Source organism: Kitasatospora sp. UYEF31, from assembly GCF_057291755.1.
Map to the genome: position 1 here is coordinate 167,166 of NZ_JBXAWK010000003.1, position 24,390 is coordinate 191,555.

19 protein-coding genes, 1 rRNA gene and 1 pseudogene are annotated in these 24,390 nt (G+C 71.6%); 5 read left to right on the forward strand and 16 right to left on the reverse strand.

The features are described from left to right. Nucleotides 1-9 precede the first annotated feature (9 nt). The 3 genes from AC0Z36_RS02605 to pyrG all read right to left on the reverse strand — a co-directional run bounded on the left by AC0Z36_RS02605 (nucleotide 10) and on the right by pyrG (nucleotide 3,566). Complete coding sequence (locus AC0Z36_RS02605) at nucleotides 10-1,029, reverse strand: glutathione S-transferase family protein (protein ID WP_485460977.1); 1,020 nt, start codon at nucleotides 1,027-1,029, stop codon at nucleotides 10-12. A gap of 90 nt (nucleotides 1,030-1,119) precedes the next feature. Continuing rightward, entirely contained in the window at nucleotides 1,120-1,758 is a 639-nt protein-coding gene (locus tag AC0Z36_RS02610; protein ID WP_485460978.1) for an NUDIX domain-containing protein, read from the reverse strand. Nucleotides 1,759-1,898: 140 nt separating this feature from the next. Further along, the gene (gene pyrG / locus AC0Z36_RS02615; RefSeq protein WP_485460979.1) at nucleotides 1,899-3,566 is read right to left on the reverse strand and encodes a CTP synthase; all 1,668 of its coding nucleotides are present in this window, start codon (nucleotides 3,564-3,566) and stop codon (nucleotides 1,899-1,901) included. A 398-nt stretch (nucleotides 3,567-3,964) separates the two neighbouring features. Here pyrG and AC0Z36_RS02620 point away from each other — a divergent pair, with 398 nt between their 5' ends. After that, nucleotides 3,965-5,815, forward strand: coding sequence for a glycoside hydrolase family 15 protein (locus AC0Z36_RS02620; protein ID WP_485460980.1), 1,851 nt, complete (start codon nucleotides 3,965-3,967; stop codon nucleotides 5,813-5,815). Nucleotides 5,816-5,822: 7 nt separating this feature from the next. Then, the gene (locus tag AC0Z36_RS02625) at nucleotides 5,823-7,142 is read left to right on the forward strand and encodes a DUF2254 domain-containing protein (RefSeq protein WP_485460981.1); all 1,320 of its coding nucleotides are present in this window, start codon (nucleotides 5,823-5,825) and stop codon (nucleotides 7,140-7,142) included. A gap of 68 nt (nucleotides 7,143-7,210) precedes the next feature. On the opposite strand, the gene AC0Z36_RS02630 is transcribed toward AC0Z36_RS02625, so the two are convergent. The 10 genes from AC0Z36_RS02630 to AC0Z36_RS02675 all read right to left on the reverse strand — a co-directional run bounded on the left by AC0Z36_RS02630 (nucleotide 7,211) and on the right by AC0Z36_RS02675 (nucleotide 18,127). Continuing rightward, a complete protein-coding gene (locus AC0Z36_RS02630) occupies nucleotides 7,211-8,338 on the reverse strand; it encodes a glycosyltransferase family 4 protein (RefSeq protein ID WP_485460982.1) in 1,128 nt (375 codons plus the stop codon). Nucleotides 8,339-8,502: 164 nt separating this feature from the next. Further along, nucleotides 8,503-9,846 carry a murein biosynthesis integral membrane protein MurJ gene (murJ, locus tag AC0Z36_RS02635; protein WP_485460983.1) on the reverse strand — a complete coding sequence of 448 codons (1,344 nt, stop codon included), beginning with the start codon at nucleotides 9,844-9,846 and terminating at the stop codon, nucleotides 8,503-8,505. Nucleotides 9,847-10,169: 323 nt separating this feature from the next. Further along, the gene (locus tag AC0Z36_RS02640; RefSeq protein ID WP_485460984.1) at nucleotides 10,170-11,030 is read right to left on the reverse strand and encodes a hypothetical protein; all 861 of its coding nucleotides are present in this window, start codon (nucleotides 11,028-11,030) and stop codon (nucleotides 10,170-10,172) included. Continuing rightward, entirely contained in the window at nucleotides 11,027-12,085 is a 1,059-nt protein-coding gene (locus tag AC0Z36_RS02645) for a copper transporter (protein WP_485460985.1), read from the reverse strand. Before AC0Z36_RS02645 ends, AC0Z36_RS02640 begins: the two co-directional genes overlap by 4 nt. Continuing rightward, nucleotides 12,082-13,269: a putative cytokinetic ring protein SteA gene (steA, locus tag AC0Z36_RS02650; protein ID WP_485460986.1), complete on the reverse strand. Its 1,188-nt coding sequence runs from the start codon at nucleotides 13,267-13,269 to the stop codon at nucleotides 12,082-12,084. The genes AC0Z36_RS02645 and steA overlap by 4 nt, the downstream gene beginning before the upstream one ends. 194 nt (nucleotides 13,270-13,463) lie before the next feature. Beyond that, entirely contained in the window at nucleotides 13,464-15,224 is a 1,761-nt protein-coding gene (recN, locus tag AC0Z36_RS02655) for a DNA repair protein RecN (protein WP_485461001.1), read from the reverse strand. A 138-nt stretch (nucleotides 15,225-15,362) separates the two neighbouring features. After that, nucleotides 15,363-16,253, reverse strand: coding sequence for an NAD kinase (locus AC0Z36_RS02660; protein ID WP_485460987.1), 891 nt, complete (start codon nucleotides 16,251-16,253; stop codon nucleotides 15,363-15,365). A 41-nt stretch (nucleotides 16,254-16,294) separates the two neighbouring features. Beyond that, entirely contained in the window at nucleotides 16,295-17,101 is an 807-nt protein-coding gene (locus AC0Z36_RS02665; RefSeq protein ID WP_485460988.1) for a TlyA family RNA methyltransferase, read from the reverse strand. Between the two features lie 44 nt (nucleotides 17,102-17,145). Continuing rightward, a complete protein-coding gene (locus AC0Z36_RS02670) occupies nucleotides 17,146-17,421 on the reverse strand; it encodes a hypothetical protein (RefSeq protein WP_485460989.1) in 276 nt (91 codons plus the stop codon). Between the two features lie 4 nt (nucleotides 17,422-17,425). Then, nucleotides 17,426-18,127, reverse strand: coding sequence for a hypothetical protein (locus AC0Z36_RS02675; protein WP_485460990.1), 702 nt, complete (start codon nucleotides 18,125-18,127; stop codon nucleotides 17,426-17,428). Between the two features lie 175 nt (nucleotides 18,128-18,302). Here AC0Z36_RS02675 and AC0Z36_RS02680 point away from each other — a divergent pair, with 175 nt between their 5' ends. After that, nucleotides 18,303-18,641, forward strand: coding sequence for a sterol-binding protein (locus tag AC0Z36_RS02680; RefSeq protein WP_485460991.1), 339 nt, complete (start codon nucleotides 18,303-18,305; stop codon nucleotides 18,639-18,641). Nucleotides 18,642-18,723: 82 nt separating this feature from the next. Here the strand turns inward: AC0Z36_RS02680 and AC0Z36_RS02685 are convergent, their stop codons facing one another. Further along, nucleotides 18,724-19,689 (reverse strand): HAD-IIA family hydrolase, encoded by a 966-nt coding sequence (locus AC0Z36_RS02685; protein WP_485460992.1) that lies wholly within the window; start codon nucleotides 19,687-19,689, stop codon nucleotides 18,724-18,726. Between the two features lie 137 nt (nucleotides 19,690-19,826). Here AC0Z36_RS02685 and AC0Z36_RS02690 point away from each other — a divergent pair, with 137 nt between their 5' ends. Then, entirely contained in the window at nucleotides 19,827-21,104 is a 1,278-nt protein-coding gene (locus AC0Z36_RS02690; protein WP_485460993.1) for a DUF1015 family protein, read from the forward strand. A 254-nt stretch (nucleotides 21,105-21,358) separates the two neighbouring features. Here AC0Z36_RS02690 and AC0Z36_RS02695 read toward each other — a convergent pair. Then, nucleotides 21,359-22,096 (reverse strand): annotated as a pseudogene (locus AC0Z36_RS02695) (tetratricopeptide repeat protein); the annotation flags it as partial. Between AC0Z36_RS02695 and AC0Z36_RS02700 the strand changes: the two are divergent. Beyond that, the gene (locus tag AC0Z36_RS02700) at nucleotides 21,980-24,109 is read left to right on the forward strand and encodes a hypothetical protein (RefSeq protein WP_485460994.1); all 2,130 of its coding nucleotides are present in this window, start codon (nucleotides 21,980-21,982) and stop codon (nucleotides 24,107-24,109) included. The pseudogene AC0Z36_RS02695 and the gene AC0Z36_RS02700 overlap by 117 nt on opposite strands. A gap of 195 nt (nucleotides 24,110-24,304) precedes the next feature. On the opposite strand, the gene rrf is transcribed toward AC0Z36_RS02700, so the two are convergent. Then, nucleotides 24,305-24,390, reverse strand: a 5S ribosomal RNA gene (gene rrf, locus AC0Z36_RS02705); the annotation flags it as partial.

Consider the following 24,390-nt stretch of genomic DNA (forward strand, 5'->3'; position numbering starts at 1 on the left):
ACCCCGCCCTCACGCCCGCCCCGCCGCGGGGACCTCTTCGCCCGGCGCCACCGGGCCCGGCGGTGTCCCGCCCGCGCCGAAGGGGCTGCCGCCCAGCGCCTCGCGCCCGTGCGGCGTGTTCCACCCCGACAGGTCGGGCCCGCGCGGCACCACCCGGGACGGGTTCACCAGGTGGTGCACGTAGTAGTAGTGCGTCTTGATGTGGTCGAAGTCGACGGTGTCACCGAAGCCGGGCGTCTGGAACAGATCGCGCGTGTACGCCCACAGGACGGGCAGTTCGGTGAGTTTGTCGCGGTTCAGCTTGTAGTGCCCGTGGTAGACGGCGTCGTGCCGCACCAGGGTGACGAACAGCCGGATGTCCGCCTCGGTGATGTGGTCGCCCACCAGGTAGCGCTGGTCGGCCAACCGCTCCGACAGCAGGTCGAGACGCCGGAAGTACGCCGCGTACGCGTCGTCGTAGGTCGCCTGCTTCCGGGTGAACCCGGCCCGGTAGACGCCCAGGTTGACGTCCGTCCTGAACGACTCCATCACCTCGTCGATCTCCGGGCGCAGCTTCCGCGGGTACAGCTCGGGTGCCCCGGGGCGCTGGTACGCGGTCCACTGGGTGGCCAGGTCCAGGCTGATCCGCGGGTAGTCGTTGGTGACCAGTTTCCCGCTGGGGACGTCCACCAGCGCCGGGACGCTCACACCGCCGCCGTACCCGGGTTCGGCGGCGTAGTAGGCCTCGGAGAGGTAGGAGATCCCCAGGACCGGGTCGCGCCCGTCCGGGTCGAGTGTGAACCGCCAGCTGCGCTCGTCCTGGACGGGGTCGGTGACGGCCATCGACAGGACGGGCTCAAGGCCGAGGAGTCTGCGTACGATGACCGACCGGCCGGCCCACGGGCAGGCCCGGCTCATGACGAGCCGGTAGCGGCCCGGTTCCACCGGCCAGCCGTCCCGGCCGTCCGCGGTGACGCGCGCGGCGAAGTGGTTCGGCGACCGCGTGAACTCCTTGTCGCCGCCCGGCTCTTCGCCTGAGAAGTTGCTCATCCGGTCCACCAGTCCCCGAGGAAACCCGACAGGTCGTGTACGGAGTACAGGAGACCACAGGGACTGCTGTCACGCAGCGGGACGACCGGCTCAGAACGGGCGGGCGGGCCACGGGGCGTCCGCGGCCCGCAGGGCGTCGAAACCGTCGCCGTGGAGCGCCGCGTAGGTCGCCAGGACCCCGCTGACCAGCAGCGCGTTGTGGAGCTTTCCGGCCAGGATCAGCCGCACGAGCTCCTCCAGCGGCACCCACGCCACTTCGAGGTCGAGTTCCTCGCCCTCGGCTTCGTGCTTCTCACCCGTGGACTCGGACACTCCGCGCGCGAGGAACACCCGTACGGCCTCGTCCATCGCACCCGGGGACTGGTAACTGTCGGTCAGCACCCGCCAGTCGTCTGCCTTGTGGTGGGCTTCCTCGTAGAGCTCACGCTGGACCGCGTGCAGAGGGTTTTCGCCGGGGATGTCCAGGAGCCCGGCGGGCAGCTCCCACAGCTTGTGTCGCACCGGGTGGCGGTACTGCCGCAGGACCAGCACCCGGTTGTCCGAGTCCAGGGCCAACACCCCCACCGCGCCCGGGTGTTGCAGGTAGTCACGGCGGCCGGTGGAGCCGTCGGGCATCCGTACGACGTCGGTCCGGAGAGTCGTGACCCGGCCCTCGTAGACCACGGCCGACTCGTCGACCGGCCACTCCTCCGGAGTGTCTGTGACATTCGTGTAGTCGTCGCTGCCCATGTCCAAGTCCTTCCACCTGCGGCTGATGGCAAGAACACTAACGTTGCCCGGAACCACCGGGGTCGCCCGCGCGGACGTGAGAAGAGCGTCCGGTACGGATTTGAAATCCGTACCGGACGCTCTTGAGAAGCAGTCAGTGACTATTCGCCCCTGAGCCGGCGCACCGCGGCGGCGACCAGACCCGCGAACAGCGGGTGCGGGCGTGTCGGCCGGGACTTCAGCTCGGGGTGCGCCTGCGTGGCGATGAAGTACGGGTGCACCTCGCGTGGCAGTTCGACGAACTCGACCAGGTGGTCGTCCGGCGACGTGCCGGAGAAGACCAGCCCCGCCTCCTCCAACTGCTTGCGGTAGGTGTTGTTCACTTCGTAGCGGTGCCGGTGGCGCTCGTCGACCTCGGCCGCGCCGTAGACCTCGGCCGCGAGCGAACCCTCGGCGAGTTTCGCCGGGTAGGAGCCCAGGCGCATCGTGCCGCCCAGGTCGCCGTCACCCGCGACGATGTCGAGCTGGTCGGCCATCGTGGCGACGACCGGGTGCTTGGCCTGCTCGTCGAACTCCAGGGAGTTCGCGCCGGTCAGGCCCGCGAGGTTGCGGGCACCCTCGATGACCATGCACTGGAGGCCCAGGCAGATGCCGAGGATCGGCACACCCTGCTCCCGGGCGTAGGTGATGGCGTGGACCTTGCCCTCGACACCGCGCTCGCCGAAACCGCCGGGGATCAGGATCGCGTCGGCGTCGCCGAGCACCCGCGCGGCGGCCGTGGGCGACGTGATGTCGTCCGAGGTCACCCATTTGATGTTCGCGCGGACGTTGTTGGCGAAACCGCCGGCCCGGATGGCCTCGGTGACCGAGAGGTACGCGTCGGGCAGGTCGATGTACTTGCCGACCAGTGCGACCGTGACCTCACCCTCGGGCTGGTGCACCCGGCGCAGCAGGTCGGCCCACACGGTCCAGTCGACGTCGCGGAACGGCAGACCGAGGCGGCGCACGACGTACGCGTCCAGGCCCTCGCCGTGGATGACCTTGGGGATGTCGTAGATCGACGGGGCGTCGATCGCGGCGACCACGGCCTCCTCGTCGACGTCGCACATCAGCGAGATCTTGCGCTTGATCTCCTGCGGCACCGGGCGGTCGGCGCGCAGCACGATCGCGTCGGGCTGGATGCCGATGGAGCGCAGCGCGGCGACGGAGTGCTGGGTGGGCTTGGTCTTCAGCTCGCCGGACGGGCCGATGTACGGCAACAGCGAAACGTGCAGGAAGAAGACGTTGTCGCGGCCGATCTCGTGCCGGATCTGCCGGATCGACTCCAGGAACGGCAGCGACTCGATGTCGCCGACGGTGCCGCCGACCTCGGTGATGACGATGTCGACGTCGTCGGTCGCCATGGCCCGGACCCGGGACTTGATCTCGTTGGTGATGTGCGGGATGACCTGGACGGTGTCGCCGAGGTACTCGCCGCGGCGCTCCTTGGCGATGACCGTGGAGTAGACCTGGCCGGTGGTGACGTTGGCCGAGCCGTGCAGGTTCTCGTCGAGGAACCGCTCGTAGTGCCCGACGTCGAGGTCCGTCTCGGCGCCGTCCTCGGTGACGAAGACCTCGCCGTGCTGGAACGGGTTCATCGTTCCGGGGTCGACGTTGAGGTACGGGTCGAGCTTCTGCATGGTCACGCGCATCCCCCGTGCCTTGAGCAGTGCGCCCAGGCTGGATGCGGTCAGGCCCTTACCGAGGGAGGACGCGACACCTCCGGTGACGAAGAGGTGCTTGGCCGGTCGGTTCGATCCACGCCGGTCCTGCGAGTGGGGCACTGACAAAGGGGGGCTCCCGTGGTTGCGTACGGAGGTGGGGACCTGGGGCCCGACCCGCCGACTGCGGTCGGGGCCGTTACCGGAAGGTCCCGGACGTCCACGGGATACCAGCCTAACAGCGCTGGACTGGGGAGTCCCGCACACCGCCCCCGAACGGCGGCAGACTCACCCTCCGTAAGCTTTGTTGACACTTACCTGAAATCCGAACGTCCTATTTGTCCGATGATTCCGGTTGAAATGAGGATGAATCACCGGATCGCCCCGATGTGGACCGACTGCCCCCGCGACACATACGGTCACCGGATCGGGCCGATCCCGGCGCAACTCCAAAAGGCGCGCGATCAACGCCCCCGACTTAGTCTGCCGTCAGGCGGCAGACCCTGCACAAACGGACGGATGGATACGTGCGTACCACTAGTCGTATCGAGGATTACGCCCTCATCGGGGACATGCAGACGGCCGCCCTGGTCAATCGTGAGGGGTCGCTGGACTGGCTGTGCCTGCCTCGGTTCGACTCCCCCGCGGTCTTCGCGTCACTGCTCGGCACCCATGACAACGGCTTCTGGCAGATCGCCCCGCTGTCCGGCGGTCCGGCCACCCGGCGGCGCTACGTCGGGGATTCGCTGGTCCTGGAGTCCGAATGGGAGACGCCGCGCGGCACCGTGCGGCTGACCGACTTCATGCCGCCCGCCGACCAGTTGGTCGGCGCGCCCACCGTGGTCCGCATCATCGAGGGCGTCAGCGGCAGTGTGCCGGTGCGCTCGGAACTGAAGATGCGCTTCCACTACGGCCGCATCACCCCGTGGGTGCACCGTCACGACGACGGCCGCACGGTCGCGGTCGCCGGGCCCGACGCGGTGTGGCTGGACAGCCCCGAGGACACCTACGGACGCAACCTCACGACCTACTCCGACATCACCGTCGAAGCCGGCCAGAAGATCGCCCTCACCCTGACCTGGCACCCCTCGCACGCGGGCCCGCCGCTGCACACGGACGCCGAAGAGGCCCTCGCGCTCACGGAGAAGTTCTGGGCCGGATGGGTGGCGCAGTGCACTTACACGGGCCCCTGGCGTGAGGCCGTCATCCGCTCGCTGATCACCCTGAAGGCGCTGACGTACGCACCCACCGGCGGCATCGTGGCGGCCCCCACCACGTCCCTCCCCGAGGACATCGGCGGCGTACGGAACTGGGACTACCGCTACACGTGGCTCCGGGACGCCGCGATCACCCTCACCTCACTCATCAAGACCGGCTTCCTGGAGGAGGCCAAGGCCTGGCGCGCCTGGCTCCTGCGGGCGGTCGCGGGCGACCCGGAGAACCTCCAGATCATGTACGGGATCACCGGCGAGCGGCGGCTGACCGAGTACGAGGCCACCTGGCTGGACGGCTACGAGGGCTCCCGCCCCGTCCGCATCGGCAACGCGGCGGCCGACCAGTTCCAGCTCGACGTGTACGGCGAGGTCCTGGACGCGCTCCACCACGCGCGGGCCGCCGACCCGGCGCTCGAAGACGAGTCGATCCACCTCCAGATCCGGCTGCTCGACTACCTGGAGTCCCGCTGGCGCGAGCCCGACGAGGGCATCTGGGAGGTCCGCGGCCCCCGCCGGCACTTCGTGCACTCCAAGGTGATGGCCTGGGTGGCCGTGGACAGGATCGTGCAGTTCCTGTCCGCGCACCCGGTCGGCGGCGACCAGCTGGAACGCTTCCTGAACCTCCGCGAGGAGATCCACCGCGAGGTCTGCGCGTACGGGTACGACGCCGACCGCAACACCTTCACCCAGTACTACGGTTCGCTCGAGCTGGACGCCTCCCTGCTGCTCATCCCGCAGGTCGGCTTCCTGCCGCCGGACGACAAGCGGGTCGTCGGGACCATCGAGGCGATCCAACGCGAGCTGACCGAGGACGGCTTCGTGCACCGCTACCCCACACACGGCGAATCGGCGGGCGTCGACGGCCTGCCCGGCGACGAAGGGGCCTTCCTGGCCTGCTCGTTCTGGATGGCCGACGACCTCGCGATGATCGGCCGCTACGAGGAGGCGCGCGAGCTGTTCGAACGCCTGCTGTCGCTGCGCAACGACCTGGGGCTGCTCGCTGAGGAGTGGGACCCCAGGCTGCAACGGCAGGTGGGCAACTTCCCGCAGGCCTTCAGCCACGTGCCGCTGATCGACACCGCGCTGCGCCTGGCGAAAGGACCGACGGTGCCGGGACCGGTCCCCGGGCCGGTGCCGGTGCCCGACCGCCCGCTGAAGGGGTGACCCGGCCGTGACCGCGGACCACCCGCCGACGATGCTCGTGCGACCGGCACCCCGGCCGCGCAGGTTCCCGTACCTGCGCGACCGGCTGCGGGACTCGTTCCTGTTCGCGCCGCTGCTCGGGCTCGTCGTCGGGTGGTTGCTGGCCACGCTCGCCATGGAGCTGGACAACGCGCTCTACGACAACCTGGTCGAGCAGAACGACGAGGAAGGCCTCGTGGTCATCGACAGGATCGGGACCGCCGGCGCAGCGGCCGTGGCCACCATCAGCTCGTCGATGCTGACCTTCATCGGTGTGGTCTTCAGCATCACCCTGGTCGCGCTCCAGATGGCGGCCAGCCAGTTCTCCCCCCGGGTGATCCGGCTGTACCTGCGCAGCAAGATCACAAAAGCGACGATGTCGATGTTCCTGCTGACCTTCCTGTTCGCCCTGCGGGTGCAGAAGGGCCGGGGTCTGTTCGAACAGCAGGCCGACGCCAAGCCCTTCCTCTCCTCGTGGCTGGCCCTGGGGCTGGTCGTCGCCTGCCTGGTGCTCTTCGTCCTCTACGTGAACTCCACGATCACGATGATGCGGGTCACCTACGTCATCGACGCCCTGGCCCGGGAGAGCCTGCGCGAACTGGACCGGGTCCCCTTCAGCCGGGCCGCCGGGCCGGTCGGCGAAGTGACCGGCACCCTCGCCTACACCGGCCGGCCGGGGGTGCTGCGCAGCGTCAACGAGGCCCGGCTCGTCCACCTGGCGCGCAAACGCGGGGTGACTCTGCGCCTGATCCCGCGGATCGGCGACTACCTGATCCCGGGCACCCCGCTGGCCGCGGTGTACGGGACCGGGAAGCTGACGGTGAAGGCGCTGCACAGGTCGCTGAACATGGGCATCGAACGGTCGATGTTCCAGGACTTCTCATTCGGCTTCCGCCAGCTGGCGGACATCTCCGCGCGGGCCCTGTCCTCGGGGGTCAACGACCCGACCACCGGGGTCAACGCGTTCGACCGCATGCACGCGCTGCTGGGTTACGTCGTACGGCTGCCGCTGGACGACAGGACCCACACCGACCGGCAGGGGACGGTGCGGCTGATCGAGCCGCTGCCCTGCTGGGCGGACCTGGTGGACCTGGCGTTCACCGAGACCCGGCAGTACGGGGCCCGTTCCCCGCAGGTGACGCGGCGGCTCGCGGCGTCGCTGGAGGACCTGCTGCGGATCGCGCCACAGGAGCGCAGGGCGCCGCTGCTGCGGCAGTGGGAGTTCCTGCGGGCGGACGTGGCGCGGGTGCACCCGGACGAGCGGGAGCAGGCGTTCGCGCTGACACCGGACCGGCAGGGCATCGGGTGACGGTCCTGGAGTTCGCCGGGCGGCCCCGGACAGACACAGTGCCCCGCGAAGTCCAAAACCGGTAGAGCTCAGTTCGGGCCGAACTCCTCGTACACGCCCAGCACCTGGCCCGCCGCTTCGTCGTCGTCCGGCCAGGTCGCGGCCTGCTCCTTGCCCAGCGCCACCAGCTCCGCGCGCCGCTTCGGGTCCCCGATGAGGTCCGCCACCGCCTGCGCGAGCGCCGGCACGTCCCCGTACGGCACCAGGACGCCCGCGTCACCCACCAGCGACGGCGTACCGCCCACCGCGGTGGCCACCAGCGGCACCCCGGTGCGCAGCGCCTCCTGGGCGGTCAGCGAACGGGCCTCCCACTCGCTGGGCAGCACCACGAGGTCCGCCGCGGCGAACAGGTCGGGGATGTCGTCGCGGTGGCCGAGCAGCCGCACCGGCAGCCTTTCGGCGTCGATGCGCTGCTGCAGTTCCGCGCGCAGCGGGCCCTCCCCGGCGATGAGCACCAGCGGCACCGGGTCGAGGGTTATCCACCGCTCGGCGGCCTCCAGGAGCAGCGGGTAGGCCTTCTGCGGGGCGAGCCGTCCCACCGCGAGCACGATCGGCCGGTCGGTGGAGGCGAGTTCACCGCGTACGGCGGCCCGGTCCCGGCGCGGGGCGGGGAGCGGGGGCGCGGACACCGGGCCGAAGCGGGCGTCGGTCGCGCCGAGCGCGCGGGCCCGGTCGACCAGGTCGGTGGAGGCGCCCAGGACGACGTCGGCGCCGCGGACGGCCCGGGTCTCCATCAGTTCGCCGATCATCGCCTTGGGGCCGCCGGCGAGGACGGCGTTGTGCAGGGTGACGACCAGCGGCGTGCGGCCGCGGCGCTTCTTGCCCAGCGCGGTGCCCGCGATCAGCGCGGACCGCAGCCCGTGGGCGTGCACGACGTGTGCCTTCGCTCCCTCCACGGCCTTCTGCAGGGCCTTGACCGCGGTGAGGTCACTGGGGCGGGGCGCGGTGGCGATCTCCACGGGGGCGAACTTCGCGCCGGTCCCGGTGAAGTCGAAGTGCTCCTCGGTGGCCGCGGGGCCGCACACGGTCACGGCGACGCCGCGCCTGACCAGTTGTCCGGCGAGCGAACGTACGTGCTGGCCCACGCCACCGGTGGAGGTGGCGAGCACCAGGACGGCGCGCAGCCGGGCCGGTCCTGCCGTCGCGGGGGTGTCCACGGGTACTCCTCTGCGTCTTGGTGCTCTGCTGGTGCGGCTTGGTGCTGTTCCCGTCCGGCTTGGTGCTCCGCCGGTAGGGCCTGGTGCTGTCCTGGCGCGTCCCGGCGGTGCTGACCCGCGTACGACATCCGTACGACGTGGATCCCGCGCGGCGGTCCCCTGTCCTACGCCTTACTGAAGATTCCGTGTACGGCATCGTGCCCTACCCGGCGGGCGGTCGCGACGGTCAGTGCCACACCCGCCACGGTCATGCCGACGGAGTTCCCGATACCCAGTGCCACCACGGTCCAGCCTGGCGGAAGGACCGCCGCGAGCGCCACATCGGCGGCGACCACCGTCAACCATCCGGCGACCGTGCAGGTGGCGGCCGTCGGGCCGTGTCCCGACGCGTTGAGCACCCGGCCGAGCTGCGCGGTCAGGCCGTAGCCGACGAGGCCCGGGGCGAAGGCGACCAGGGCCCACGCCATCCGGCCCTGGTCGACGTCGCCCCGCATGAACTGCGCGAAGAACCAGCCGACCGGCCAGGCCCCGGCGGCGAGCAGCACCGCTCCGGCACCGCTGACGAGCAGGACCGAACGGGTGGTCGACGCCGTGGTCCGGGCGAACGCCGCGTGGTCGCCGTCGTGGGCGTACGTACTGAGCCGGGGGAACGCCGCGGTGGCGATCGGGACGGCCAGGATCGCGTACGGGAGCAGGTAGACCATCCAGGCGTTCTGGTAGACGACCACCGAGCCGTGCGGGACGCTTCGGCGGTTGTTGAGCAGCAGGACGGTGACCATGGAGGCCTGCTGGGCGATCAGCGCGGCGACACCCGCCCCGGCGAGGGTGCGGACCTTCCGGGCGACTCCGTCGGGGAAGTGCAGGGTGGGGCGCAGCCGCAGGCCGGTACCGCGCAGGGGGACGACCGTGCACAGCACGAGCGCGAGCACCCCGGCGGTCGTACCCAGCGACAACACCAGTTCGGCGTCCCGGGACAGCGTGGCCAGGTCGTTCAGGTCCACGTCGAACCCGGCGGCGAACACCACGTAGGCGACGGCGACCGTCACGCTGGAGACCAGCGGCGCGACCGTGGACGCCACGAAGCGGTGGTGGGCCTGGAGGATGCCGCCGGTGACGACTGCGATTCCGTACAACATGATCTGCGGGACGAACACGAACAGCATGCGCGCGCCGACCGCTGACGCCCCCGGCTCGTCCGCTTTGCCCGCCAGCATCAGTCCGGCGATCGGCCGGGCGGCGAGCAGGCCGGCGAGGACCAGCGGCGTCAGGGCGAGGACGACCCAGGTGAGCAGGGCCGACGCGATGCGGTCGGCGTCCTCGCGGGCCCCGGCCGCGACGGGCCCGGCCAGGACCGGGACGACGACACTGGCCAGCGCGCCGCCCGCGACGACCTCGAAGGCGATGTTGGGGACCGCGTTGACGGTGGTGTAGACGGTGCCCAGCAGGGTCTCGCCGACCGTGCCGGAGAACACCAGCTGCCGCCCGAAGCCCGCGACCCTGGCCAGCACTGTGACTGCACTGATCAGCGCCGCCGCTCCCAGGACCGTCTTGATCCGCTTCCCGGCGGCACCGGTACCACCTCCGCCGCCACCGCCGGTAGTCGCGGTGGCGGAAAAACTGCCGCGTCGGGCACGCTCGGAACGCTGTGGATCCGGCCCGGAAACAGCATCGCGAACATGGTCGACGGGCGGCTGCCCGGAAACGGACGGCCCCCCGGGGACAGGCGCTCCCCCGGGGACAGGCGCTCCCCCGGGGACAGGCGCTCCCCCGGGGACAGGCGGTCGGCCGGAACCAGGCGCTCCCCCGGGGACAGGCGGTCGGCCGGAAGCGGTCATACCGCGGCCGGGGTGTCTTCCTGCTGCTTCTGCGCCGGGACCGGAGCCGGACGCCGCCCCAGCATGTCGAGCGCGTTGAGCGCCGGGGTGTCCGCGATGACCTTGGTGAAGGAGACCTTCTCGCTGGCCAGCGTGAGGCCGACGAGCAGTCCGGCCCGGGTGAGCAGCCCCAGGCGGCCGGCCCGGGCGGCGGCGGCCACGCCCAGCGCGGCGCCGAGCGCGTTGGCCCCGGCGTCGCCGAGCATGCTGCGCTCGCCCAGGTCGTCGGGCAGCAGCGCGGCGGCGGCGCCCATCGGGGCGGCGGCCAGCATCGCGGGGGCTCCCCCGCGCAGCCAGGCCGGGGCCCCGGCGATCAGCAGCGCCTTGGACGCCCGGCCCGGACGCAGGTCGAACAGGTTGATGAGGTTGGCGGTGCCGGCGATGACGATGCCCGCGAGGAGCTTGTCAAGCGGTTTGCGCTGCACCATCGCCCCGGCGATCAGGCCGGTCGCGCCGATGCCGAGGATCTTGATGCCGCCGGTGGTCAGTTCACCGCCGCCCAGCGCGCCCAGGTGGCCCTTGAGCCCGCGGCGGTCACTGTCGCCGACCAGGTCGTCGTACGTGCCGAAGCAGGCCGCGCCCACGGTCGCCAGGACCCCGGCGGCCTTCCAGCGGGCGGGGACGCCCGGGACGACGGTCAGCGCCGCCGCCGTACCGACGGCGACGGCGGGGCCCTGCAGGAGCGTCAGCGTCCTGCCTCTGTGGTTCGTACGGTCGAAGCGCTCCGTCTGCGCCGCCGGACGGCGGGTCAGAGCCGTGTAGGCGAGCCGGGCCGCGTATCCGGCGCCGACCGCGGTGAGGACGCGTGCGGTGTTCAAGGTTTCTTCGTCTCCTCAGGGAGGGGGAGTTTCGGCAGCCAGCCGTCGGTGGTGCCCACAGTGCCGTAATGGCCGACCCGACGGTCGGCCTGCGCGCCGGCCATGATCCAGACGGTGGCGACCTGACCCGCCGGAGTGTCGGCGTTGTCCACCGAGGAAACGAGCTTCGAGGTGTTCTCGTCACCGTGCAGCGCCTGCAGGAATCCGCCTTCCTGCGCGGAGGTCGTGGTCCCGGCGGCCACGGCCCCTTCGCCCGCAGTGGCCAGCGCGCGGGAAAGCACCAGGTACGCCTCGCTGACCTTGCCGGGGTTCTCCCCGCCGACGACGTCCGACGGCACGCTGACCAGAGCGAGCGTGGCGCCCTTGCCGGGTTCGCCCTTGACGTCGATGAATCCGGCGTCCTTCAGGCGGGTGAGCGCGCCGGTGTCCCGCTGGACCGGGACCGTGGCCCCCGTCATACCGGGGTTCTGAGTGGTGCCGGACGTGGGTGTGGCGCTGGCGCCCGGGCCGGGGGTGCCCGACTGCTGCCCGGTCGTCGTGTTCTGGGCCGGGGTGCGGTGTGTCATGACGGCGGTGGCCAGCGCGGTCGCGGCCTTGGCGTCCGCGGTCGCGGGGCCGTTGGGCCCGGCCCCCTGCGGCGGGGTCCCGGCGGCCTGGGCCAGCGCGCTCTCCTGCTTCAGGTCGGTCCACGAACCCTTGACGAACACCTGGCCGGTCACCTTCGCGCCGGCCAGGTCCAGCGTGTGGATCAGGTTGTCGGTCTTCTTGCTGTCACTGCCCGGCAGGGCGACCACGACGACGTTGACGTCGGTGAGCTTCTTCTCGACCAGCTGGGGGACGGTCGTGCCGATGAAGCCTTCAAGGTATTTGATGTTGGCGTCCCGGGCGCCGACGTCCTTGCGCAGGCCGTCGTTCTGCTGACTGAGCAGCCGGATCTGGCTGTCGAGGCCGCGGACGGCCGCCTCACGCAGGAAGGAACTGCCCAGGACCAGCCCCACCGAGAGCGCGAGGAACACCGCGATGATGGAGACGACGTGATAGCGGAAGTCGATCAACGGAACAGTCCCTGCAACCAGTAGACGAAGGCGTCCCACTGGGCGCCGAAGGCGTGGTAGTACGCCTGCCCCAGCGGTGAGACCCGGACGGTGACCACGATGGTGACCAGGGCGGCCAGGCACAGCATCAGCAGCGACATGGTGGAGATGCGGCTGCGGTAGAGGCGGCTGACGCCCTTGGCGTCGACCAGTTTGCTGCCCACCCGCAGCCGGGTCAGGAAGGTCGAGGACATTCCCGCGCGGCCCTTGTCGAGGAACTCCACCAGGGTGAAGTGCGTGCCGACCGCGACGATGAGGCTCGCGCCCATGTCGTCGGCGATGAGCATCGCGATGTCCTCACTGGTGCCGGTGGCCGGGAAGGGGATGCCGTCCACGCCGAGTTCGGCGAGGCGGTCCATGCCGGGGGCGCGGCCGTCGCGGTAGGCGTGCACGATGATCTCGGCCCCGGAGCGCAGTGCGCTGTCGGACACCGAGTCCATGTCTCCGACGATCATGTTCGGCTTGTAGCCGGCTTCGATCAGGGCGTCGGCGCCGCCGTCCACGCCGATCATCACCGGCCGGTACTCCCGGATGTACGGGCGCAGTGCGGCGAGGTCCTCGCGGTAGTGGTAGCCGCGGACGACGATGAGGACCTGCCGGCCCTCGATGCGGGTGTTGACCGCCGGGATGCCGACGCCGTCCAGGATGAGGTTGCGTTCCTCGGGGTCACGGATGAACTTGAGCGTGTTCTCCGCGAACGCCTCGATCTGCTCGGACAGGCCCGCGCGGGCCTCGTCCATGGCGGCCTGCACCGACTCCTTGTCCAGGAGTGTGCCCACCGCGACGGGCGCGTCGTCGTGGAAGAGGACGTTGTCGCCGATCCGGACGAGCTGCCCGTCCCTGATGCGGCTCATCACCCCGTCGCCGACCGCGTCGAGGAGCGGGATCCCGGCCTCGATGATGATCTGCGGGCCGACGTTGGGGTAGCGCCCGGAGATGGACGACGCCGCGTTGACCACGGCCGACGGCTGGGCTGCGACCAACGCGTCGGCGGCCACCCGGTCGATGTCGGCGTGGTCGATGATCGCGACGTCGCCGGGGCGCAGCCGTTTGGTCAGGTCTTTGGTGCGACGGTCGATCCTGGCCACGCCGAACGCACCCGGTTCTGCGGGCAGCTGGCGACGGCGTAGTGCGGGGATCCTCATCGCCAGTCATCCTGCCATGGTCAAACCCCTGACCTGGGACAGAGGGTTACTCCGGTCGGTTCCATCACAAAACCGTGACGTACCGGTCGCGGCAACTGTAACGATCCCGGAGTGCGCGGGCCGGCCCTGGACGGGGACGGCGGCCCGCCGGCTCCAGGACCGTTACAGCGCCGGGACGGAACAGGCGTTCCCGCTCAAGCCTTGGCCTTCGCCGCTGTCGCCAGCAGTTCCTCCGCGTGCGCGCGCCCCAGCTCCGAGTCCTCAAGCCCGGCGAGCATGCGGGACAGTTCCCGTACCCGGGCCGCGTCGTCCAGCCTGATGACACCCGACCGGGTGACGGTTCCGTCGTTGGACTTCTCCACCACCAGGTGCTGGTCGGCGAATGCCGCGACCTGCGGCAGGTGGGTGACCACGATCACCTGGGCGTTGCGTGCGAGCCGGGCGAGCCGGCGGCCCACTTCGACGGCCGCCTTGCCGCCGACGCCCGCGTCCACTTCGTCGAAGACGAAGGTCGGCACCGGGTCGGCACCGGCGAACACGACCTCCACGGCGAGCATCACCCGCGACAGCTCACCGCCGGACGCGCCCTTGGCCAGTGCCCTGGCCGGTGCGCCGGGGTGCGGGGCCAGCTGCAGTTCGACCTCGTCGACGCCGGTCGGTCCGTACGCCAGGGTCCGCCCGTCCACGTTGAGTCCGTCGGGGTCGTCGGCGCCGGTGACCGCCACGGTCACCCGAGCGTGCGGCATCGCCAGTTCGGCGAGTTCGGCGGTGACCTTCTGCCCGAATGATTCGGCGGCCGCGCGGCGGGCCGTGGAGAGGTCTCCGGCGAGGCGGGACAGTTCGGCGCGCTGCCGGTCGCGTTCGAGGGCGAGGGCCCCTATGCGGTCGTCGTCGCCGTCGAGCCCGCCCAGGCGCACTTCGGCGTCCTCGGCCCAGCGCAGCACGTCGTCGACGTTGTCGCCGTACTTGCGGACGAGGTGGGACAGCGCGGCGCGGCGTTCCTCGGCGGCGGCCAGGCGCACCGGGTCGGCGTCCACCCCAGAGGTGTACGAGGCCAGTTCCCCGGCCGCGTCGGACAGCAGGTAGGTCAGCTCACCGAGGCGGCCGGCCAGCGCGGCCAGCGCGGGGTCGTGGGCGGCGACGGCCTCCACGGCCCGGTGGGCGGCACCGACCAGGGTGGTGGCGTCGACACCCTCGGATCCGGACTCCGGGTCGGTCAGCAACGCTTCGTGCGCCGTGGTCGCGGCGGTGCGCAGGGCGTCCGCGTGGCCGAGCCGGTCGCATTCGGCCGCGAGTGCGACGTCCTCGCCGGGCTGCGGGGCCAGCGACGCGATCTCCCGGAGGCCGAAGCGCAGCAGGTCGGCCTCCTGGGCGCGTTCGCGCGCCTGGGTGGTGATCAGCGCGAGTTCGGCACCGACCTGCCGCAGCCTGGCGTACACGACGCCGTACTCCGTCAAGGGCACGGACACCGCGCGGCCCGCGTAGCGGTCCAGCGAGCCGCGCTGCCTGGCAGGCTTGAGCAGCCGCTGCTGATCAGTCTGGCCGTGTACGGCGATCAGGTCGTCGGCGAGGTCGCCGAGCAGCGCCACCGGCGCCGACCTGCCGCCCACATGGGCCCTGGACCGCCCTTCGGCCGAGATCGTCCTGGCCAGGAGCAGCGTGCTGTGCTGACCCGGGGGCCGGCCTCCGGCCCCCCCTGCGTCGTCAAGCTCGGCGCCCGCCTCCACCGCCCGGCGCGCGGCCGCCGACCCGGGGTCGAGTACGACCCGGCCCTCGACCACCGCCTTGTCCGTCCCCGACCGCACCAGCCCGGCGTCGGCCCGGCCGCCGAACAGCAGCCCCAGCCCTGTCACCACCATCGTCTTACCGGCACCGGTCTCACCGGTGACCACGGTGAATCCGGGCGCAAGCTCCACGACGGCGTCCTCGATCACGCCGAGTCCCCGTATCCGCATCTCCTCCAGCACGGGCCCGACCCTACTCCGGATCGCCCACGTCTCCGGCCCGACCTGGTTCCCTACGAGAAGGTTGTACTGAAAATCCGCCAACCGGGGGTACGGGAAGGAACCGCGCCGGTCCTGTACGGAACGGCTTCAGCGCATCCCGCGCCAGCCCTGCACCGGCAGCGCGAACTTCGCCACAAGGCGGTTGGTGAACGGCGCCTCGTGCAGCCGGGCCAGGCGCACGGGGACGGTTCCCCGGCGCACTTCCACCCGGGCCCCCGGCGGCAGGTCGACCGTACGGCGGCCGTCACACCACAACACCCCGCGGGCGGTGCCCGGCAGGACCTCCACGGCCATCACCGAGTCAGGTGACGTCACCATCGGCCGGGCGAACAGCGCGTGCGCGCTGATCGGGACCATCAGCAGTGCTTCGACCTCCGGCCACACGACGGGGCCGCCGGCGGAGAACGCATAGGCCGTCGAACCGGTGGGGGTGGCGCACACCACGCCGTCGCAGCCCCAGCGGGACAGCGGACGGCCGTCGATCTCAGCGACGACTTCGAGCATCCGCTCGCGCGCCGACTTCTCGACCGCGGCCTCGTTCAGCGCCCAGTCGGTGTGGACGACGTCACCGTTCATCCGTACGACGACGTCGAGCGTCATGCGCTCCTCGACGTCGTACGCCCGGTCGACGACCCGGTCGACGACCTCCCCGAGGTCCTCACGTTCGGCCTCCGCGAGGAAGCCGACACGTCCGAGGTTCACCCCGAGCATCGGCACGCCGAACTCGCGGACGAGTTCCGCGCCGCGCAGAATCGTGCCGTCGCCACCCAGGACGACGGCCAGTTCACAGCCCTTGGCTGCGTCCGACTCGTTGGGGACCAGCTCCACCCCGGGCAGGGCGAGCAGGTCACCCGCCTCCGGTTCGAGGACCCGCGCGCCGACCCCGGCCGCGGTCAGCCGTTCGATCAGCAGCCGGGCGCTGCGCAGCGCCGCCGGACGCCCGGTGTGTGTGACGACCAGGACCGTGCGCTCACTCATCAGGCTCTCCCCATCGTCGACCCAATAGCGCGGAACTCGGCCTATCGTGGCCCCTCGGCAACCGCCCGGTCCACCTCGGCCGGGTCGACGGGTGGCGCCCCGGCGCGCATCCACAGGAAGTATTCGACGTTCCCGGACGGCCCCGGCAGGGGGGACGCGGTCACGCCGGCCACGCCCAGGCCGAGTGCGGCGGCCCGGTTCGCGACTTCCAGGACAGTAGCCGCCCGCAGTTCCGGGTCGCGGACGACCCCGCCGGTGCCGAGGCGGTCCTTACCCACTTCGAACTGCGGTTTGACCATCATCACCAGGTCGGCACCGGGTGCGGCGCAGCCCGCCAGCGCGGGCAGCACGAGGCCGAGCGAGATGAAGGACAGGTCGCCGACGATCAGGTCGGCCGGACCACCGACCTGATCGGGTGTCAGTTCACGGACGTTCGTACGGTCGACGACCGTGACCCGGTCGTCGCTCCGCAGCGACCACGCGAGCTGCCCGTAGCCGACGTCCACGGCCACGACGTGACCCACGCCGTTGCGGAGCAGGACGTCGGTGAAGCCGCCGGTGGACGCGCCCGCGTCGATGCAGCGACGGCCCCCGGCCTTCAGGCCCTGCGGGATGAACGCCGCGAACGCCCCGGCGAGCTTGTGGCCGCCGCGCGAGACGTAATCCGGATCGTCGTCGTCCTTCGCCACCACGACGGCCGCGGCCGTCTCCACCTGGGTGGCCGACTTGGTGGCGACAGCGCCGCCGACGGAGACCCGCCCGGCCGCGATCAGTTCGCCGGCGTGCTCCCGGGAGCGTGCCAAGTTCCTGCGCACCAGCTCCGCGTCGAGCCTGCGTCGTGCCGCCACTGTCCCTGCCTGCCTTACTTCTTGTTCCGTGATCGCTGCGGGTCTCACTCGTCCAGTGCGGCGAGTGTCCCGCGCAACTGCTTGTGCACATCCTCGTACACCGCGGCGTGGTCCGGTGTGGGCAGCCCCGCCACCTCGGGCAGCCGGCCGAGGGCCGCGTCCACCGCCGGTTCCCCGGTGGCCAGCGGGAGCGGCACGTCCAGGGGCCCGGTGGGGACCTGGTCGAACTCCGCTGCTTCGAACCGCATCTGCTCGGCCGGTGACTGCTCGGGCTGCCCGGACTGTTCGAACTGCCCGGCTTCGGCGGCGGGGACTGTCACGTCGTCACTCCTGTGCGGTGCTCTCCCCCGCGGCCGGCTTGGCCGTCGAGGTCTGCGTGGTGGCGGCGGCACCGCGGGCCGGGGCCTTCTTCGCGGTGGGCTTGCGGGGTGTGGCGGCGGCCCTGACCGGAGCGGCCCTGACCGGAGTCGCCTTTGCCGGAGCGGCCTTGGCGGGCCCAGTCTTGGCGGACACAGTCTTGGCGGGCCCAGTCTTGACCGCGGCCTTCCGCACCGTCTGGGCGGCGGCGGGCTTGGCGGGTGCGACCTCAGCGGGTGCGGTCCCGGCCGCCGCGGCCGCCGCGGGCTCCGCGGCGGGCGCTGCCGGAGCCTTCGCCCCGGCTGCCTTCGCCACCGCCGCCTTGCGCTCCAGGTCCGCGACCCGGCGCTCCAGGCGGTCCACCTCGTGGTTCAGCTTCACGATGTCGTCGGCCCACGGGCGCAGGCCCCCGGCTGCCTTGCCGGCCAGCTTGTCGACTTCACCGCGGACTATGCCGACCAGCAGGTCGCGGTTCTCCTTGCCGCTGGTGAACAGGTCGTCGGCGACCTGCTGCACAAAGGCGGGCACGGCCTGGGCCTGCTCGCCGACCTGCTTGGTGTCGACGCCGCTGCGCTCCACCAGGTCCGTGGCCGCGGCCAGTGCGCGTTCGCGGGTGGCGTCCGCCACTCCGCTGGCGATCTGCAGGAAGGTACGCAGTGCGTCTCGCATGGTCGGGCGCCTCCGGGTTGTGGTGTCCGTACGGATGAATTCTGTCACCGACGCTATCGCGTCCGTCACCCGACGACGGTACGGGACAGGCCGTGTACTGCGTGTGGGGTACCGTGCGATCGCATCCGCGCCGGTGACGGAAGTCAGACGAAAGACAGTGGAAGGGACGACACACATGGCGACCATCGAGGAATGCCGGGCCGCTCTTGAGGACCTGTCCTCGATCATGGGCGGTGCCCGGGGTGAGGTCGGGGAGAAACTCACGTTCGACCGCACCCTCAGCTGCCGCATCACCGACCTCGACACCGTCTTCTCCGGACGGCTGACCGGCGGGACGCTGCACGACATCACCACGGAGGCCGCGCCCAAGGCGCAGATCCGCCTCGCCGTGTCCGGCGACGACCTGCTGGCGCTGGTCGCCCACGAACTGGGTTTCGGCTACGCGTGGGCCCGCGGCCGGGTCAAGATCGAAGCGTCGTTCAAGGACATGATGGCGTTGCGCAAGCTGATCTAGCGCGGCCCCCGGGGCCGGAGACCAAGCAGGACGTGAGCGTACGGTGGACACCCCGCACGCGCGTCCAGCCGGTGACTACCCTTCAGAACCCCAGCCGAGCAAGGGACTTCGCCGCGTCCGGCGGCTCCGGCGCGGCCCAGGCCGCCCCGCACACCGCGCGCAGTCCGTCGAACCTGTCGCCGTCCCCGTCGAGCCGCACCTGCCCGTCGCCGACTGACGCGGTCCAGCCGCCGCAGGTCCAGCCGTCGCCGTCCTGCTCCGCCCGCGGGAGCGGGGCGAGCAGTGCCCGCAGGTCCCCGGCGATGTAGGTGGGCCGCTGGTGCGCGGGAGCCGCCACAGCCTGTGCCGCGTCGGCGACGCCGGTCAGCACCAGCAGGCTGTCGACCTTCCCGTTGACCGCCCCTTCGATGTCGGTGTCCAGGCGGTCGCCGACGACGAGCGGACGCCTGGCGCCCGTACGCAGGATCGTCTCGTGGTGCAACGGCAGCCCGGGTTTCCCCGCCACCTGCGGCTCCACCCCGGAGACCGCCTTGACGACGCCCACCAGGGCCCCGTTCCCCGGCGCGATACCCCGGTCGGTCGGCACGGTCAGATCCGTGTTCGACGCGACCCACAGCGCGCCCGCCTTGATCGCGTAGCAGGCCTCGGCGAGCTGCTTCCAGCCCACTTCGGGACCGTACCCCTGGACGACCGCGACCGGCTTGTCCTCAGCCGAGTCCACCGGCCGCAGCCCGCGTTCGCGCAGCGCCTCGTACAGTCCCTCCGCGCCGACCACCAGGACGGCGGAGCCTTCGGGGACCTGCCCGGCCAGCAGCCGCGCGGCGGCCTGCGCAGAGGTCACCACGTCCCCCGCCTGCGCGGGAACGCCCAGCCCGGTCAGGTGCGCGGCCACGGTGTCCGGCGTACGGGCCGCGTTGTTCGTCACGTACGCCAGCCCCATGCCCAGCCGCCGGGCTTCCGCGAGCGCCTCCACCGCGTGCGGGACCGCGTCCGGACCCCGGTAGACGACACCGTCCAGGTCGAGCAGCGCTACGTCGTACTCCGCCACGGGGACTACCGGACCTCTGTGTGAACCCACTGTGCGCCTCCTGATCGTTCCACCGGACACGTTCCATCATCGTCACGGCCCCGGCGCCCCCGCCCGGCGGGGGCGGGCCGCAACTCCACCGTCGTACGATGCAGGTCATGGACCGCACCGACACCCCCGGACTGGACTTGGCCCCCTTCCGGGGGCTCCGCTACGACCCGTCCCGGGTACGCAGCCTGGCCGCGGTCACTTCTCCCCCGTACGACGTCGTCGAACCCGACGGCGTCCTGCGCCTGGAGAACGCCGACCCGCACAACATCGTGCGCATCGTGCTGCCGCGTGAGGACGCCTGCGCGGACTGCCGCAGCGACGGCCGCTACGCCCACGCCGGACGGACACTCCGCGCCTGGCTCGCCGAAGGCATCCTGCGCGCCGACTCCGAACCGGCCCTGTACGTCTACGAGCAGCGCACCGCCGCCACCTTGCAACGCGGGCTGATCGGCGCCCTGCACCTGGACAGCGCCGTCCTGCCGCACGAGGACGTCGTGCCCGAACTGGTCGGCGACCGCGTCGAGTTGATGCGCCGCACGTGGGCCAACCCCGAGCCGATACTCCTGGCATACCGCGGCGGCCGGGCCACCACCGAGGCGGTCGACTCCGCCGCCGCCCGGCCCCCGCTGCTCGCCACCCGTACGGTCGACGGGACCAGCCACCGGCTGTGGGCCGTCACCGACCCCGCGCAGCTGGCCGCAGTCACCGCCGACCTGCGCACCCGGCAGGCCCTGATCGCCGACGGGCACCACCGCTGGGCCGCCTACCAGGACCTGCGTGCGGAGAACCCCGGCCGGGCCGCCGCCGAACGCGGGCTCGTGCTGCTGGTAGACACCGGCCGCTACCCGCTCCAGGTCGGCGCGATCCACCGGGTCCTGCCGAAACTGCCGGTGAACGAGGCGCTCGACCGGCTGCGCCTGGCCGGGCCGCCCGGCGCCGGCGCGTTCCTGTCCCGCCCTGTCGACGCGCACCTGCCGACCGCCCTGCAGACTCTGAACCGCACGAAGGGCCCAGCGTTCCTGCTCGTGGCGTCCGGCAGCATCCACCTGGTCAGCGACCCCGACCCGGGCCTGCTCGACGACTACGTCCGGGCCGACCGCCCCGCGGCGTGGCGGCAGCTGGACGCGACAGTGCTGCACTCCGTACTGCTCGACAAGGTCTGGAACGTCCCCGACGACCCCGAACACATCGACTACGTGCACGACGCCGCCGCGGCCGTCCGGCTCGCCTACCAGACGGGCGGCTGCGCGGTGCTCCTCCGCCCCACCACCGAAGCGGTGGTCCGGGAACTGGCCCAGCAGAACCTCAGGATGCCCCGCAAGTCGACGTCCTTCGGCCCGAAACCCGCCACCGGCCTGGTGCTGCGCCAGCTCGACACCGGCTGAGCCCGGACTCAGTCCGGACAGCACGAAGCCCTGGTACGGAACCTCGAGAGGTTCCGTACCAGGGCTTCGTCTGTTCACACAGGCGGTCAGGCCTGCTTGTCGTCCTTGTCGTCCTTGTCGTCCCTGGCGTCCTCAGCTTCGGCTTCGGGCTCCACCCCGGCCTCAGCCGGAGTCTCAACCTCAGCTTCGACCTCAGCGTCGGCAGCTTCAACCACAGGCTCGGCTACGACAGCGGCCCCGGCGGGCTCAGCGGCTGCTTCAGCCGCCAGCGCGGCCTCGGCCCGGTCCAGCTTGGCGATGGCCAGCTGGGCGGCGGCGAGGTCGTCCTCGGTGATGTCGTCGTCCTCATCGGCGTCGTCTTCGTCGTCGGCCGCGGCGCTGTCAGCCGGGGTGTCGTCGGCGAGGTCGTCATCGTCGAAGTCGGCGGCGTCGGGGTCGATCGCGTCGATGAACTCGGAGCCCTCAAGCTCGGCGAGCCGCTCGGCGGCGTCGGTCGAACCGTCGGAGTCCGCGTCCGCCGCGAGGGCGAACCACTCGCGCGCGTCGGCCTCACGGTCGACGGCCACGAGCATGTCCGCGTAGGCGTACCGCAGGCGCGCCGTCCACGGCTTGACGGGGCCGCTGTTGAGCTCCGGCACCTCAAGGGTGAGCAGGGCCGCGTCCAGCTGGCCCATGTCGCGGCGGGCGCCGGCCGCGACGATCCGCAGCTCCATGCGGGACGCCTTGTCCAGCGTCTCGACCTCCGGGGCCCCGGCCATGAACAGCGTCCGCTCGGGACGGCCCATGCCGCGCTCGCAGTCGGCCATGACGGCCCAGTTCTCGTTCGAACCGGTCATCCGGCGGGCCGCGCGCAGTTCGGCGAGGGCCTCGGTGAAGTGACCCGCGGTGTACGCGGCGATGCCCGCGGCCTCCCGGACCGCGGCGACGCGCGACGCCAGCTTGAGGGCGACCTTGGCGTAGGAGTACGCCTTCTCCGCGTCCTCGTCGATCAGGCGGCCGGTCATCACCAGGTTGCGGGCGACGTCGTCGGCCAGGCCCTTGGGCAGGGAGCGCAACTCGGCGCGGGTCTCCTTGTCCAGTTCCTCACCGGTGACGTCCGGCGGGATCGGCAGACGCTCGATGCGCGGACGGTCGTCCCGCTCCCAGGCGGAGCCGCCGCGGTCGTCACGACGGTCGCTGCCGCGGTCATCACGCTGCGGGCGGTCGTCGCTCCGGTACGAGCCACGGTCGCCGTACGACGGCCGGTCGCCGCCACCCGAGGCCGGACGGCCCTGGGGACGGTCGCCGGACGAGCGCTGCGGGCGGTCGTCACGCTGGAACGAACGCCCCTGCGGACGGTCGCCACCACCGGTGGACGGACGGTCGCTGGAGGAACGCTGCGGACGGTCACCCTGCGGGCGGTCGTCACGCTGGAACGAACGCCCCTGCGGACGGTCACTGCCACCACGGTCCGGACGGTCACCCGAGGGACGGCCACCGCGGTCGTCGCGCTGACCGTAGGAGGAGCCACCCTGCGGACGGTCGTCACGCTGGAAGGACCGGCCCTGCGGACGGTCACTGCCACCACGGTCCGGACGGTCACCCGAGGGACGGCCACCGCGGTCGTCGCGCTGACCGTAGGAGGAGCCACCCTGCGGACGGTCGTCACGCTGGAAGGACCGGCCCTGCGGACGGTCACTGCCACCACGGTCCGGACGGTCACCCGACGAACGCTGCGGGCGGTCATCGCGCTGCTGGAAGGGACGCCCACCCTGGGGGCGGTCGCCACCACGGTCCGGGCGGTCGCTGGAGGAACGCTGCGGACGGTCACCCTGCGGACGGTCGTCACGCTGGAACGAACGCCCCTGCGGACGGTCGCCACCGCGGTCGTCACGCTGACCGTAGGAGGAGCCGCCCTGCGGACGGTCCTCACGCTGCTGGAACGGACGTGCGCCCTGGGGGCGTTCGTCACGCTTCTGGTACGGCTTGAACGGCCGGCGGTCGCCCGCGCCGCCACCGGCGGACGGACGGTCGCCAGCGGGACGACGGTCCCCGCCGCGGTCGTCACGCTGCTGGAAGGGACGCCCACCCTGCGGACGGTCGCCACCACGGTCCGGACGGTCACCGGTCGAACGGACCATGCGCTCGTCGCGCCCCGGGCGGTCGCCCGAGGAACGACGGTCACCGTCACGGGCGTCACGCTGACCGTACGAGGAGCCACCCTGGGGGCGGTCGTCGCGCTGCTGGAAGGGACGGCCGCCCTGCGGACGGTCGCCACCACCGGCGGGACGACGGTCCCCACCACGGTCATCGCGCGGCTGGAACGAACGGCCCTGCGGACGGTCACTGCCACCACGGTCCGGACGGTCACCCGACGAACGCTGCGGGCGGTCGTCACGCTGTTGGAACGGACGCCCACCCTGCGGGCGGTCACCCGAGGAGGGGCGACGGTCCGCGCCACGGTCGTCGCGCTGGCCGTAGGAGGAGCCACCCTGCGGACGCCCGCCACCCTGGGGGCGGTCGTCGCGCTGCTGGAAGGGACGGCCGCCCTGCGGACGGTCGCCACCACCGGAAGAAGGACGGTCACCGTACGGGCGACCACCCTGAGGACGGTCACCCGCGGGGCGGCCGCCACGGTCATCGCGCTGGCCGAACGAACGCTGCGGGCGGTCGCCGCCAGTGGGACGGTCGCCGGAGGGACGACCACCACGGTCGTCACGCTGCTGGAACGAACGACGCTCACCGGTGCCGCCGGAGGACGGACGGTCACCGTACGGGCGACCACCCTGCGGACGGTCCCCCTGCGGACGGTCGCCGGAGGGACGGCCCTGGCCACCCTGGCCACCGCCGCCCGTCGGGCGCTCGTTGCGTCGGTTGTCGTCGCGGCCGGAGCCGCCACGGTTGTCAGAGGAGCGTCCGCCTCCCCCGGGGCCGCGCTTGCCGGCGGCTCCAGTGTTCTGCGAGCCGTCGGTGCGGCGGGACGGCCGTCCCTCGGAGGGATAGGACATTCGTTTGACTCCTCATGATCATGAATCTGAGTGCCGTCGGCACGCGACCGCACGACACCATTGTCCCGTATGGGACACGCACTGGCGCACCAGACAGGATGAACCCCACTGTCTGACGACGCCTGACCTGCTTGCGCTTTTCTGAAAGGGTTTCAGTTATTTGAATAAAAAAAATAGGGCCCCGCCGTAAGGCGGGACCCCATTTCAAGATAATTCCGGCGGCGACCTACTCTCCCACACCCCTTCGAGTGCAGTACCATCGGCGCAGGGAAGCTTAACTACCGGGTTCGGAATGGGAC

What these genes read in the sequence shown, in the direction of transcription:
- AC0Z36_RS02605 (WP_485460977.1), bottom strand. Translation starts at nt 1,029, where the DNA reads ATGAGCAACTTCTCAGGCGAAGAGCCGGGCGGCGACAAGGAGTTCACG.
- AC0Z36_RS02610 (WP_485460978.1), bottom strand. Translation starts at nt 1,758, where the DNA reads ATGGGCAGCGACGACTACACGAATGTCACAGACACTCCGGAGGAGTGG.
- steA (WP_485460986.1), bottom strand. Translation starts at nt 13,269, where the DNA reads ATGAGGATCCCCGCACTACGCCGTCGCCAGCTGCCCGCAGAACCGGGT.
- recN (WP_485461001.1), bottom strand. Translation starts at nt 15,224, where the DNA reads ATGCGGATACGGGGACTCGGCGTGATCGAGGACGCCGTCGTGGAGCTT.
- AC0Z36_RS02660 (WP_485460987.1), bottom strand. Translation starts at nt 16,253, where the DNA reads ATGAGTGAGCGCACGGTCCTGGTCGTCACACACACCGGGCGTCCGGCG.
- AC0Z36_RS02675 (WP_485460990.1), bottom strand. Translation starts at nt 18,127, where the DNA reads ATGCGAGACGCACTGCGTACCTTCCTGCAGATCGCCAGCGGAGTGGCG.
- AC0Z36_RS02680 (WP_485460991.1), top strand. Translation starts at nt 18,303, where the DNA reads ATGGCGACCATCGAGGAATGCCGGGCCGCTCTTGAGGACCTGTCCTCG.
- AC0Z36_RS02690 (WP_485460993.1), top strand. Translation starts at nt 19,827, where the DNA reads ATGGACCGCACCGACACCCCCGGACTGGACTTGGCCCCCTTCCGGGGG.